At 42.8% G+C, this 13,528-nt stretch carries 9 protein-coding genes; 2 read left to right on the forward strand and 7 right to left on the reverse strand.

Features of this window, described 5'->3' with window-relative positions; all coding sequences use genetic code 11:
- Positions 1–94: 94 nt before the first annotated feature.
- The 4 genes from RGE70_RS12355 to RGE70_RS12370 all read right to left on the reverse strand — a co-directional run bounded on the left by RGE70_RS12355 (position 95) and on the right by RGE70_RS12370 (position 8,216).
- Positions 95–2,911: a beta-helix domain-containing protein gene (locus RGE70_RS12355; protein WP_310471750.1), complete on the reverse strand. Its 2,817-nt coding sequence runs from the start codon at positions 2,909–2,911 to the stop codon at positions 95–97.
- Positions 2,912–3,305: 394 nt separating this feature from the next.
- Positions 3,306–5,720: a hybrid sensor histidine kinase/response regulator gene (locus RGE70_RS12360; protein ID WP_310471751.1), complete on the reverse strand. Its 2,415-nt coding sequence runs from the start codon at positions 5,718–5,720 to the stop codon at positions 3,306–3,308.
- Positions 5,721–5,734: 14 nt separating this feature from the next.
- The gene (locus RGE70_RS12365; protein ID WP_310471752.1) at positions 5,735–6,946 is read right to left on the reverse strand and encodes an ABC transporter substrate-binding protein; all 1,212 of its coding nucleotides are present in this window, start codon (positions 6,944–6,946) and stop codon (positions 5,735–5,737) included.
- Between the two features lie 601 nt (positions 6,947–7,547).
- Positions 7,548–8,216: a glutathione S-transferase gene (locus RGE70_RS12370; RefSeq protein WP_310471753.1), complete on the reverse strand. Its 669-nt coding sequence runs from the start codon at positions 8,214–8,216 to the stop codon at positions 7,548–7,550.
- Positions 8,217–8,338: 122 nt separating this feature from the next.
- Here RGE70_RS12370 and RGE70_RS12375 point away from each other — a divergent pair, with 122 nt between their 5' ends.
- Together RGE70_RS12375 and RGE70_RS12380 are read left to right on the forward strand one after the other, a co-directional pair.
- Positions 8,339–10,630: a peptidase U32 family protein gene (locus tag RGE70_RS12375; protein ID WP_310471754.1), complete on the forward strand. Its 2,292-nt coding sequence runs from the start codon at positions 8,339–8,341 to the stop codon at positions 10,628–10,630.
- Between the two features lie 385 nt (positions 10,631–11,015).
- Positions 11,016–12,185, forward strand: coding sequence for a BamA/TamA family outer membrane protein (locus RGE70_RS12380; RefSeq protein ID WP_310471755.1), 1,170 nt, complete (start codon positions 11,016–11,018; stop codon positions 12,183–12,185).
- 108 nt (positions 12,186–12,293) lie between these two features.
- On the opposite strand, the gene RGE70_RS12385 is transcribed toward RGE70_RS12380, so the two are convergent.
- The 3 genes from RGE70_RS12385 to RGE70_RS12395 all read right to left on the reverse strand — a co-directional run bounded on the left by RGE70_RS12385 (position 12,294) and on the right by RGE70_RS12395 (position 13,449).
- Positions 12,294–12,518, reverse strand: a complete 225-nt coding sequence (locus RGE70_RS12385; protein ID WP_310471756.1) for an amphi-Trp domain-containing protein — start codon at positions 12,516–12,518, stop codon at positions 12,294–12,296.
- Positions 12,519–12,566: 48 nt separating this feature from the next.
- The gene (locus tag RGE70_RS12390; RefSeq protein ID WP_310471757.1) at positions 12,567–13,010 is read right to left on the reverse strand and encodes a hypothetical protein; all 444 of its coding nucleotides are present in this window, start codon (positions 13,008–13,010) and stop codon (positions 12,567–12,569) included.
- Positions 13,011–13,221: 211 nt separating this feature from the next.
- A complete protein-coding gene (locus tag RGE70_RS12395; protein WP_310471758.1) occupies positions 13,222–13,449 on the reverse strand; it encodes a GFA family protein in 228 nt (75 codons plus the stop codon).
- Between the last annotated feature and the right edge of the window lie 79 nt (positions 13,450–13,528).

Below are 13,528 nucleotides of genomic sequence, written 5' to 3' on the forward strand. Positions count from 1 at the left end.
AATTCAAAGCCGTTTACATATACGGCTTAAAAGACCTGGGTAAATAAATTTGCAGTAACGCAACGACATTGCGTTACTGCAGTTCATCAAACGTTTACTTTGGTGAGTACGTCCAACCTTCACGCCAGTCCGTTTGCCCATCAAATGCGCCAATGTAATCGGTAGATTCAAAGAAGCTGTCTTCGCTGCTCATGTCTTTACCCGCACCGATTAGCTGAGTTTCTGTTACAGCTGGGATCCCATCAGTTATCGTAACGGCTGCTGTACTATTACCAGACTGTGCAGTAAACCAAGTTTCAACGTCAATTGCGTCAGTGGTTGCCGTATTATCAGAGCTGTATTTAAATGGTTCGTTACAGTCGATAACTGCGTGAGAGATGGTCAACTCGTTGCTATTAACGTTGTCCACTAACTCAGCATAGGTACCGTCAAGCTCTAAACACTCACCAGACTCGGTTGTCGCTTCAGCCCCTTTACGCCCTTGTACTAAGAGGTTGTTTAGTGATGCTGCTGTTGCAACCCGCAGCAAGATTCCTTCACCTTTGTCGCCGCTAGCGTTTTCAATGTCGGCACCTGGCTCAATGGTGATATTAGATATAGTCGGCTTAGACATCGGAGTGTCGCCGGTACCTTTGTGACTATCGCCTTCTATACCTCGGTTGGCACTGCCATCTTCATGCGTAATGTGCACAAACTGGGCTTTACCTTGCCAGCCATTAGTCCAATCTAAGCTGTCGTCAAAGTTGTGGGTAAGGTAAACATACTTAAGGTTTACAGCCCCACCCCAAAACTCAACGCCATCGTCGCCGTTAGCATGAACTTGGATATGGTCTACTTGTGTGCCGCTACCGACAGCCGCAAATGATATTCCGTTCATCTCTTGGGTGTCGTTGACTTTAAAACCAGCGTACTTAACAACCACATAGCTAACTTGTCCGCTGCTGTCGCTGTTGTCATTACCGCCGTAAGGGAAATCACCAACCTCAAATGCGACATCACACTCATTTGCATCAGTACACTTATTGGTAAGGCCATTACCAAGCAACACTAAGCCGCCCCATTGTCCGCGGGCACCCTCTGCTCCCATCAACACATCTTGCTCTGAGGTCATTTCAATTGGGTAGTCTGCGCTGCCTTGAGCCATAATTTTTGAGCCGCGACTAACAGCAATATAACTGTTGTCAGTGGCAAACAATGTTGCGCCAGCTTGAATACCTAAGGTGGCCGAATCGCTATTGTCGCCGCCCACTACTACAGCGCCGCCATCTATCTTGTACATCACATTTTGGCCGGCTAGTAAGGTCACATTTGAGGTGACATTGCCCTCTAACGTACATACTAAATTCACATTAGTGTCTTTATAAATACCTGCTACGACTGTCTCGGCAGTTGTACCAACTGGGCATGAGGTTAGTACCGGCAGGGCTTGAGGCTCTGTAGAATCGGAATCATGAATGCCTGTTGTCCAACCTGTAGTCCAATCATTTTCGCCATCAAAAGCCCCAATGTATGGCGCATCTTCAAGTCGAGCATCCACATTACTGAGGTTTTCTGCGCCAGCAGTCAGTGCAACCGATGCGCTATTAGGCATGTAATCGGTTAAGTCTGCAGCGCCTGTTAGGTTCCCCTCTTGTGCTAAGAACCAAGCTTCAACATCTAGCGATAAGCTACGCCCTTCTGCCTCATCGGCTTTGGCGTTTTTAAAGGGCTCAACACAGTCAATTAAACTGTTGTTCATGGTCAATTGAGCGCCTTCGGCACTGAGCACGGTATTGTCATCGTTGATCTCTAAACACTCACCTGAGTCCACGTCGCCTTTGACGAGCATGTTATATGTGTGAGCGCCAGTGCCTTTGCGGAACAAAATACCTTCGGCAGCATCGCCACCACTGTTGGCACCATTGGCTACGTCGATGGTGACGTTTGCTAATACCGGTAGTGATTGCGGCTCAGCATTGGCATCACTATTACTGTCAGCTTCAATGCCTCGGTTAGAGCCGTTATCCGCTTGGCGAATGTAGACATGCTGTGCACTGCCTTGCCAACCATTGGTCCAGTCCAATGAGTCATCGAAGTTTTCGGTTAATACCACATTTGAAATAGAGACATTACCGCCCCAAAATTCAACACCGTCGTCGTTATTTAAATGCACTTGTAAATGGTCAACTACAGTGCCACTACCTACTGCGGCAAAAGACACCCCGTTCATCTCTTGAGTGTCATTAATCTTAAAGCCACCAAATTCAACACGGATGTATTTCAAAGTACCTGAGCTATCTTCGGTGTCATCGCCGCCGTAATTATGGTTACCCACTTCAAAAGCAGCATCACATGCCGTTAAATCTGGGCAGCTGTTTACAGGTGCATTACCTAATAACACCAAACCGCCCCATTGCCCTGCTTGCCCTTCTTGGCCAAGAGCACTTTCTTTAGAGGTAAATACAATCGGTTGCGTTTCAGAACCTTCAGCGTTGATAGTCGAGTCACGGCTTACAACTAAGTAAGAGTCGCTACCACCAATAATTTTTGTGCCTGCGCGTACCTCAAGTTCAATGCTGTTTTCTTTGTCGCCACCAGCAATCACCGCGCCGTCTAACTCCCAAACCACATCGTTACCCAGCACAATTTTGTTCGCGTCTTGGCCGCCCGTATCACCAGAGCCCAATGTCGCTGACTCGGTAGAAGGCACCAATGTTCCGCTTAGTGTCCATACCTCTTTACCATCAACAGACAAGCTGGTATTTTGGGTTGCAAAACCACTGTATGCTAACTCTTGAGCGCTTTGAGTTGGCGTACTTGGAACTGTAACCACCTCTTCGCTACCAGTATTAATATTAATATCACCACCACAACCCGCTAATGCTAGTGCAGCCGATAGTGCGCCCAGTTTAAAAATATTGTTCAGGTACATTGTTATCTCCGAGTACGGATTAAAGGTATGAATTACTTGGGAGATGAATCTAACGATTGAATATGACAGCCAGACTACGGCAATATGAACTAAACATTTCAACAACATTACGAAAAACAAAATACCAATAACAATCAACAGCATAAGAAAATAAAACACATTTCAAAACATTTACGCAGCAATAAAGAAACGTGATTGTTATCACGTTCGCGCAAGAGTTAAGATGTGTGACCAACAACTAAACAACTTCGAGATATGTAAAAATGGCACAACTAAAAAAGGAGGGACGGTAAAAAAACAGAGCGATATTTGCATATGAAAGGTCAACAATATGACGGCGCTAAATGGGTCACAAAGTCATCATTACACATGGGGAAAGCACTTAACTATTGCCTTAGTCCCGTGCATAAACTGCAAGCAAGACTTCATCTAACTTAGCGCTGTTAATCGGCTTGGTTATTACCTCAATACAACCAGCTTCCATCATATTAACTCGGGTGTGCTCGAATGCATCAGCGGTACAGCCGATAATAATTGGCTTTCTAGCAAGTTCCAGCGCGGTAATCGCTTTGGCTGCATCAATGCCATCCATAACAGGCATATGGTTGTCCATCATAATTAAATCAAATGCCTTAGTTTGCGCCATCTCCACTCCCAACTGGCCATTTTCGGCAACATCGCAACTGAAGTTCCGCTTTTTAAGTAGCATACTCATCACAGTTACATTGATTTTATTATCTTCAACGATCAACACTTTTAAGCCTGAACCATCAAATACCGAACCAATTCTCGCTTTAGTATCTTGGCGATGTTCGCCCAGCTTGATAGGTATCGTCACCCGAAACTGACTGCCTACGCCAATAACACTATTGAGCTCAATGGTGCCTTTCATTGCACTTACCAGTTCAGAAACAATGGCTAAACCTAGGCCTGTGCCGCCAAAGCGACGGGTGGTATCTCTTTCGGCTTGTGAAAATGGTAGAAATATATGGCTTTGCTTATCTTGGCTGATCCCAATGCCGGTATCTGCTACGTCTAGTTCTAATTTTGGCTCAGTTGAATGGTCGATAACTTTAATCGATGCCGTGATATTGCCTTGCTGGGTAAATTTCCAAGCGTTGTTAAGTAGATTTTGCAAAATTTGTTGAATACGGGTTTTATCTGCAACACAAACATATTGAGCATTTTCACTGGAGCTTAAACTAAAAGTCAGTCCTTTTTCGTCACATAAAGCCTGATACATATGCGCGATATCGACTTCGATGTCTTTAACAGAAAAACTGCTGACATTAAGATTTAGTTTGCCCGCTTCAATTTTTGAAAAGTCCAATATGTCATTGAGTACCGACAACATATGCTTGCCTGAACTGAGTAACGTATCAACCATCTCTTGTTGCTCATCGGTCAATGACGAGTCTTTAATCAGTTCCGTCATGCCTAATACACCATTCATAGGAGTACGTAACTCGTGACTCATAGACGCCAAAAACTGTGATTTAGCAACATTGGCAGCATCGGCTTTTTGTACACTATCTTTAAGCGTTTGTTCCAGTTTTTTGCGCTCGGTAATATCACGCGCCACCGCCATAAACCCTTCAAGCTGATTGGCATCATCATATAAAGGGCCTATTTGCACCTCAAACCAATAAGCTTTTTTCGATTTAGAGTAGGTTACTATTTCGCTGCTACCAAACTCCCTTTTGATAATTAACTGATTCATTTTTTTTGCCGCAGCGATATCAGTATCTGGCCCTTGTAGCAACTCAAAGGGCTTCCTGCCGATAATTTGACTGATATCAAAGCCGCACATTTTCTCAAAAGCGCCATTAACCCAAGTGATATTGACATCGGCATCGGTAAAAACCACGCCATCTCTCATGTATTTAGCCACACGCGCAAGACGAGTGGACTCGGCTTCTTTGCTAATTAGTTCGGCAGTTTGCTGTTCAAGCAATTGTTCTGAGCGGGCAAGAGTTTGAAAAGGCGATACCAATATTTTACGCCCCAATATATAGAGCACTAAAATAGTAAAACAGGTGGCAAATAGCATCCGCAAAAATAAACTGGTTAAAAAGTCAGATTCAGTTCGTTGCAGAAACTCTGGAGATGATGCATACAAAAGGTTAATGTCAAAGCTTGCAATGTATTTCGCTTCTGTGTGCCAATTCTCGGGAGCGGTCATCGACCAGTTAAATTGATTTTGACTAATGCCAAACCAATGATTTTTATCTGCAATAAGCCTTTCAATTAAATTAGATTCATCCAAAAGCATAATATATGCTATCACGCCTTCTGCTAAGTCATTGTAAATAACAGGTTCGGTGATTAACAGGTAGTTTTTGGTGTCAGCACTAAAGAAGATATATGTTTTATTAATCAACATTGATCCGTCTTTCACACTGTCGACGATAAACTGGGCCAGCGGTTGGCTGAGTTCTAATTCAAGATATAGTTCATCACCTGCAAAGTCATATAAATTAATATAACTCTCTAACTCGTGGGGTTTTACTAGCGAAATTTTGTCTTTAACCACTTGCGGATCATCAACACCTTCCAATACTGCACTGACAACAAACGGTGAGGTCGAAATTTTATAGACGTTTCTTTCGTGTGATTCAATAAACTCGCTGACATACTGCTCAATGGCAGAAAACTTACCCTTTAAGTTTTCATCATCAATAATTCTCGCAGTTTCGCTCGCTTGATTACGCACAAAAACATAACTGGTAGCCATAAAGGCAATAGCACCTAATACAATAAACAGTGTAAACAGGTGCATACCATTTTTTTTGTCAAATAACGCGGTCATTTTCATGCCCCTCACTACTGTTTTTCAATGAGCTTAACGGCGTTCATATTATCATATACCCCCATACATAAATCATTAACACCTAATGCTTCATGGGCGTCGGGAGCGTTCTGGGAAAATTCACTAAATGGTTTTTTATAGCTTTTAATCAACCCATTAACGGGCTGGGATAGCGACTCTAATGCCTGTTTTATGGCGGTACGGTTTTGAACTATATCGTCAGTAAAGGTCACATTGCTGGCTGAACTAATCAATATTTTTGCCAGATCATAGCCATGCACAAAACCTGCTGGCGCTTTAATATTGGTATCGATAAACTGCTCAGGGAACAAAGCTTTCGCGTCATTAAAAACCTGCTTATTAAATTCATTTTCAGCAGAGCTATAAAAATTAAAACATGATTGAACAAAATGTAATTTTGCTTTGTTGCGGGTTTCAAAAGGCACTTGTTGTGCAAAGTTGCCTCCGGTGATCCCCCAATGGCCAATCACCGAAATGCCTAAATCTAAATCAGCGACCGCATTAACAATCAATGCGCCCTCGCGCGCCCCCGCCACCATGAAGATGCAATCGATGTTATCTTGCTTGGCTGTTTCAAATAATAAACGTGCTTGAGCGGCGTTGATCCCCCACGAAAACCAGGTTTCACTCACGCCCTCGATAGCGTTGCTTGCCAATGCAGCCTTTATACTGCGGTGATTCGACTTTCCCCAACCCGTATTTTCAAGCAACATATGCGGTTTTTTGCATTGTTGCTCAATAGCAAAATCAACCAAATGTTCACCTACTTTTTGGTCATCGACTGAAAGGCGAAAAACATAATTGTCTTTTGAAGGGTATCGAGTAATTGGGCCACCCGCAGCCCACGGAACCAGTGTGAGAAGCTTAGATTCATTAATAAATTCGCGATATTTAATTAATGGCGGCGAGTGAAAACCTGCAACAAATACAATGGCATTGTTATCATTAATAAAGCGCTGCATGTTTTTTTTACTGCGACCAACATTGCCGCGATGATCCAGTGTCACAAATTCAACATCAACCCCATTGAGTTGATTGTCGGCCTGTGCAAATGCGACTTTAACGCCTTGTTCTATCGATAATGCGGATTCAATATGACCGGTTCTGTCAGCATCAAAGTACACTTTTAAGACGTCCGGAGCTGCCAAAACTGCGCTAGAATAACTGATTAATATCGTTATCAATATTAATAGATTTTTGTTCATGCTAACTGTCCTTAGTCGCCAAGCTGTTGCTAATATCTGCTTATCGCATCGTCGGTAATACTAAAACCACACAGCTGTAAATCATTAACAAGCATAGATAGAGAAAGCGGTATTTTCACGATGTTAATTTCAGATTAGCTGCCTCACCAATATTAGCTTATCCTAAGCTACTTTTTTCTGTTTTCACTATTTTGTTAACCAAGCCTTGAGACATTGCTCGCCACCAGCGCCAGTGAGCCCCAGCGATAAAGCATATTTGAACGCGGCTATGGGAATATCGAGCGAGGATATTTGATTAAATCTACCAATGGCTAAGACGAGGTGGCTATATCAGCATGCATATCGACTTTGCCAGCAAGCAGTTTTGCTGAGGCTTAGACACATAAGAGCCTAGCACCAATAAGCAGCTGTAAACACGATTGCTGTAAGCGCGAGGCGCTCAGCGCTAACTGTACCGTAGCTTTACTGCCGAAGCAGTAACAGTGCAAAGCCAATATCTTTGCAAGTGGAATTTCAGCTCCAATACAGTCACTGATCTCGCCAAACTGATACAACCTAAAAGTTATCTGGATTGAGTTACAACTTAACCATATGGATAAATTTATCTATCACGACTGTCATCAGAGCCAAAAATAACGACCTTTGCGTTGTCTTGCCACAATGGGTGCTGCGCCATCACTTTACTAAACATACGGCTTTGTAAATATCCGTCCAACCATTGACGCAACCTAGGGTAAGGTGACTGCAAATACCATTGCCGCTCGACTCGGGCAAACTGCCGAATATACGGCATAAGGGCTAAGTCAACTAGGCTCGGCTTATCCGACATTAAATAGCGGTGTAAGCTAAGACGTTGTTCTAAATCAGTTAGATAGCGCTCACATTGTCGCCGGTCGTCAACCAGTGAGGGTTCATGATAACGCTTTGAGCTACGATACTTTTCTAAATACCCTTTAAACTCATTATCAAACAAAGCAATAACCGCCAACATCTTATCGACAGCCATAGGCTGGGCTTTATTGAGGTAATCATTGGGATCGCTTTGACAAAATGCCCAGCGCATAATTGCTAAGCTTTGATCGATAACCACATCATCTGTCGTCAACAATACTGGCACCGTACCTTTAGGTGATGCTCGAAGCATATCAGCAGGCTTGTTGCTCAATACAATATCGCGTAATTGCACCTGTTGGCCCGACGCATAAATGGCCAATCTTGCCCTAATTGCATAAGGACAATTTCTTAACGAGTAAAGTATAGGTAATACCATGATTTTGTTCATTGTTGCCCGATTAGCTCAATTAGCAAATACGAATAATTCACTTTAACGATTTTCATTCACAAAATATACGGGTAACATCGCCTCTAAATTTCTAACAACAAGTTGCAACCATGGATCAAAAGATTGAATTATTAGCACCCGGTGGCGATGTTAATGCCATTAAAGCGGCAATTATTGCCGGAGCTGACGCCGTTTATTGTGGCTTAGACACCTTTAATGCGCGTAACCGTGCCGCTAATATTTCGTTTGAAGAATTGGTTGGGATAATACGTTTAGCACACCAGTATCAATGTGAAATTTTTCTTACCCTCAATATTGTGATTTTAGAAAATGAATTTAAAACACTCGCGAAGCTATTAAGTAAGTTAGTTAACACCACATTAGACGGCGTAATCGTACAAGATATTGGAATGTTCCAATTAATTACTCAACACTTTCCTACGTTAGCGGTGCATGCCTCAACTCAGTTAACCACCCATAATGCGGGTCAACTGCCCTTTTTGAAAAAACTCGGTGCAGCAAGAGTTAACCTATCAAGAGAGCTTAATTTGCGCGAAATAACCGCAATTACAGCCTCCGGTCGTGAGCATGGGCTTACCACCGAAGTATTTGTTCATGGTTCATTGTGTATAGCGTTTTCTGGGCTTTGTTATTCGACCTCTGCAACGGCTGGTAACTCTGGTAACCGTGGCCGCTGCAGCCAAGCTTGTCGTGAAGAATATGAAACCACCGAATCAGGCAATAATTTTCCGCTCAACATTAAAGACAACTCGGCGTTTTTCGACCTGCCCGCTTTAATCGAGGCTGGGGTGCATTCGTTTAAAGTTGAAGGGCGTATAAAAGGCGCCAGCTATGTGCACACAGTAATAGACAGTTTTCGTAAACAAATTGATGGTTATTTAGCGACCGGAGAATTGCTTGAAGATGGTGAACGTCTCTATAAAGTGTTTAACCGCGACCTCACCAATGCCTTTTTAAAAGGCGATTTAAATCAGTCGATGTTTATCGACAACCCTCGCGATAACTCCAAAAACTACCTTAAAGATAAACTGACTCAAAACGGGAGTCAGTCGATTTCTGTAGTGCAAATCCATGATGCAGAGCAAGCCTTACAGCAAGAAAAAAGCCAAATTCAAGCATCGGTTGACGACAAAATACAGCATTTAGGTATTGAAAAACTGCCACTCACATTAGTGGTCACAGGCCAGCTCGGCCAACCTTTAACTATCACGGTTAGCACCCAAGATTTTGTTGTTGGTCAAACTCAGCTGGTCGATAAAACCTTTAGTGTGCACTCGCGCAGCCTGCTAACCCAAAGTGATGATGCGAGTATTGATAATAGCGCAATTGAAAAACGCTTTAAGAGTTTAAACAATGCCGAGTTTAACCTTAAGCCCATCGTAACTAATGACTTACCATCAGGCCTGAGCATTCCATTTAAAGAACTTACCGAGCTAAAAAAACACGTGTTATTGCAACTCAACCATGGTCGGCCTACATTGCCAGTGGTTGAGCTGCCAAAGCCGGTCAATTACCCAAAACCTGACAATGTAGCCCCAAAGCTATCTATTTTAATTGCTGATGCAGCCGACATTACGCTAGCTGATAGCACAGATGCCGACATTTACTTTAAATTACCCGACGCCTATAAGCGTGGCTGCACCCAATATGTTGACTTTTTCACGCAAAACCCACGCCTAATTCCATGGTTCCCACCGGTTTTAATTGGTAAAGATTTTGATGTCGCCATCTCGATTTTAGAACAGGCAAAACCTGCGCTCATAGTCACCAATAATACTGGCGTCGCCCACCGCGCTTATGAACTGGGTATTAAATGGATTGCGGGGCCGTTTTTAAACACCACCAACTCTTATGCATTGCAAGCAATGCAGCAAAATTTTGATTGTTATGGCGCTTTTATTTCTAATGAAATCAACAAGCAACAAATAAAGCAGATTGCTCGTCCCGCCAATTTTAAAATGCTCTACAGCATTTATCACCCGATTTTATTAATGGCAAGCAGACAATGTTTTTTCCAGCAAAGTGTCGGTTGTGATAAACCTCGTATTGATAATGGTTGTATGTTGTCTTGTGATAAATCGACCACCATCACCAACTTAAAAGGTGATGAGTTTGCTATCGACAAACAACAAGCAGGTTACCCGAGTATTTATAATCAACATCAGTTTTTAAATACCGAGATCATTGCCGATCTCGCCCATCAATTTGATAACTTTATGATTGATTTAACCAATATAGGTGCCGGTGACAAGCCATCGCCTGACAAGGTTGCACTGATTAAGCAATTTGAGCAGCTACTCAGCGGCCGAACAGCAGCTATCAGTACGCTTAACAGTTTGGTTAAGCAATCAACCGTGCAGCAATACCACATAGGCCTGTAACTTATAGTCAAAGGGTTTTATCTGCGCGATTTGTATTGGCGTTAACGATAAGGCCCAACTCAAAGCCACAATCGCCACCTACCATGGTGGCGATTGTGGCTCTACCAGCCTAACAAGCTATTGCCACCAGCTAAATACCAACAATACTTCTATATTCCAAGTCAAATACAGGTCAGCTTGCCTAATTAACAGTTAACCACAAATCGCTGATCGTACCTCTTATTTATCCGCCCTTAGTAAACATAAATAAATCATTATGTTCGCCACTTAATATACTACATTTATAGGTAATGGTTTTAGGGAGCAACTGACACCAGCGCGGCTTTAATTTGATGGTGCCAATTAATCTCACATTCAATGCAGCACATAAAATATAAGGATTTATATGAAATTATCTGATATGGGGTTATTGGCCTGCTTTGTCGCTATGAGCCCTATTACGGTATTGGCCAGTGATGCAAAGCCCATATCTGAGAGCACTGTAGCGCCAGAAGCTTCAGCAGAGGCCGTGAGTGACCGCACCAATAAATACAGAACCATTGCACTGCCTTTCTATGACCCCACCATTAAAGCGGGCGTGAGTGTGATTCCTATTTATGCTTTTTATCCCGACGATAATGATCTTGTGTCTGACGCATCAACCATTGCCTTGCCGTTGATTTACACCAACAATGACAGCTATGTGGCTAAAGTATCAGGGGATCTTATTTTATTTGAAGATACCTTCAGGGCTTCATTTGAAACCGGATTTACCAGCACTAATATGCAATTGAGCGGCATTGACAGCAATAGAGAAATGAAAGATTTTACCGCTGACTTTATGTTTAAGGTGATGGAGGATTTTTACTTAGGTGTCGGCGCTATTTTTACCTCTACCCGTTACACAGCAGACAACCCTGAAGAGCAAGACGGCTTAACCGATGTTGGGTATGAGTCAGATTATCAAAATGACACTGGTTACCGCTTATTAATGCAATGGGACACTCGAGAACACTTCTACTATCCGCATAATGGCTTTAGCTGGATCTTGCGATACGAAGACCATACCGAATGGCTCGGCAATGATGACGACAGTACTTATTCTTCAATTTTCACCGATTACCGCTATTTTTACAGCATCAATGACAACCCCAACCATATTATTGCAACCAAGGTGGTGGGCCGTTACTTAATCGATGCCGACAACGCCCCTTCTGCTGCGTTTACCACTTATGGCCGACAAGGCCGAGAAGTACAACGTGGCTTTGCCGTTGGCGATTATATTGCCTCGAATATGGTGAACCTTGAAGTCGAATACCGCCATAAATTTACTGATACCGGTAACGAATACTTTGATAAATCCGCAGTGGTGTTAATTGGCAGTGCAGGTAAAAGTTACGGTGAGCAATTAACGGGCAACACCGAAGACTTTAGAGACAGCGATTGGTTAAGCGCTATAGGCGTGGGTTACCGCTATAGCATTTTACCTTTTGAACGTCTTAATATTAAAGTGGATGTTATTTTTAACTCGGACTCAGAAACCATTGCTTACTTTGGTTTTGGCGAGAGTATTTAATGCAGACAAGATGTTTATGACTCAGTTTAGGCTGAAAATTTAGTCGCTTAGCTTGAATTAATGACACGATATAGAGCCTCTATACCGTGTCATTTTAGGCAAAAAGCCTTACTTTAACGACCATTTAATTTGAAACTCAATCTCTTCTTCGTCATCACTACGTTCATGTTCAACGGTGTATTGCGCTCGTACTGGCACATACACTCGTTCACCCGCAATTTGGATTTCAAATTTATCCCCCGACTCTAACGAATCCGCTAAACGCCTTAGTTTGGCCGCAAACTCAGCATTGGAGTAGCCTTTTTCAATGTCTCGTTCTGCTTTTTTTGTCATCACTATTGCTCCAAGTCGGTTGTATTTATTGGGTTACGTAAACGCTCATTAATCTATTTTGTGCCACAACTCTTGCTCTTTTAGCTCACCATTTTCCACCCGCATAGTTTGCCACTGCGAGCCATGAATAACGTAGCGATAAGAAAACGACTTATTGTCCACCACCCCAAATGAGTTAAGTTGAGGGAATTCAGTATACTCGGTATCAGAGAAGATATACGGGCCGCTACCTGCAGCCCAAAATTCATTAACAGGTTCTGAGGCGGTACCGATATTCTTCATGGTGGTAAAACTAAAATTGTGGGCCGAAATCACTTTAATTGCACTGAGCTTTAAATCACTGTAATGCACCCACTGCCCTTTACCATCAAGGTACTTACCAGAGACTAGCTCCCAACTGCCTATAAAGGGATTTTCACTCGCCCATAACGGCGATATGGTTAATATTGATGTTGCGAAAATAAACATCAGTTTTGTTTTGAGTCGTTTCATATTTCACCCTTATCGTTACGCTTTGGGAGCTGTTGGTGTATGTAAACACCGCGGTTAACACCCTATTCAGACAAGTAATCAATAATTATTTTAAATGACTTTTACATGTTAATCATACACTTCATTAATGCCTTCGAGTTTGACCCAGTCATGGCAACGGCTTTGATATACCGCCACACTCGGGCTAGGTAGCAATGATTGATGTAAGGCGTCATCGGCAAAACTGAAAGGTGATAGTCGCGCCTTCATCACCCACGCGTTGGTAACGATGACTTATGCCATTAAAGCAGACTTGGTTTAACAAATAGCGGGCTTGAACCCCAAATGCACTACCGGTACGTTTTTGGCAAGCAGTGCAATGACATACCGACACTCGCACTGGCTTACCCGTAACCGATAACGACAACTGACCGCAATGACAACTGGCTTCATGCATCATACCTATCCTTGGTTAAGTTGTTAGTTGCGCTAAAACCTCAATGATTCAGGGATATTGCGCAATAAGTAAAACGCTAAGC

This window comes from Shewanella youngdeokensis (assembly GCF_033180165.1).
GTDB lineage: Bacteria > Pseudomonadota > Gammaproteobacteria > Enterobacterales > Shewanellaceae > Shewanella > Shewanella youngdeokensis.

What these genes read in the sequence shown, in the direction of transcription:
- RGE70_RS12380 (WP_310471755.1), top strand. Translation starts at nt 11,016, where the DNA reads ATGAAATTATCTGATATGGGGTTATTGGCCTGCTTTGTCGCTATGAGC.
- RGE70_RS12385 (WP_310471756.1), bottom strand. Translation starts at nt 12,518, where the DNA reads ATGACAAAAAAAGCAGAACGAGACATTGAAAAAGGCTACTCCAATGCT.
- RGE70_RS12365 (WP_310471752.1), bottom strand. Translation starts at nt 6,946, where the DNA reads ATGAACAAAAATCTATTAATATTGATAACGATATTAATCAGTTATTCT.
- RGE70_RS12375 (WP_310471754.1), top strand. Translation starts at nt 8,339, where the DNA reads ATGGATCAAAAGATTGAATTATTAGCACCCGGTGGCGATGTTAATGCC.
- RGE70_RS12370 (WP_310471753.1), bottom strand. Translation starts at nt 8,216, where the DNA reads ATGGTATTACCTATACTTTACTCGTTAAGAAATTGTCCTTATGCAATT.
- RGE70_RS12390 (WP_310471757.1), bottom strand. Translation starts at nt 13,010, where the DNA reads ATGAAACGACTCAAAACAAAACTGATGTTTATTTTCGCAACATCAATA.
- RGE70_RS12360 (WP_310471751.1), bottom strand. Translation starts at nt 5,720, where the DNA reads ATGACCGCGTTATTTGACAAAAAAAATGGTATGCACCTGTTTACACTG.
- RGE70_RS12355 (WP_310471750.1), bottom strand. Translation starts at nt 2,911, where the DNA reads ATGTACCTGAACAATATTTTTAAACTGGGCGCACTATCGGCTGCACTA.
- RGE70_RS12395 (WP_310471758.1), bottom strand. Translation starts at nt 13,449, where the DNA reads ATGATGCATGAAGCCAGTTGTCATTGCGGTCAGTTGTCGTTATCGGTT.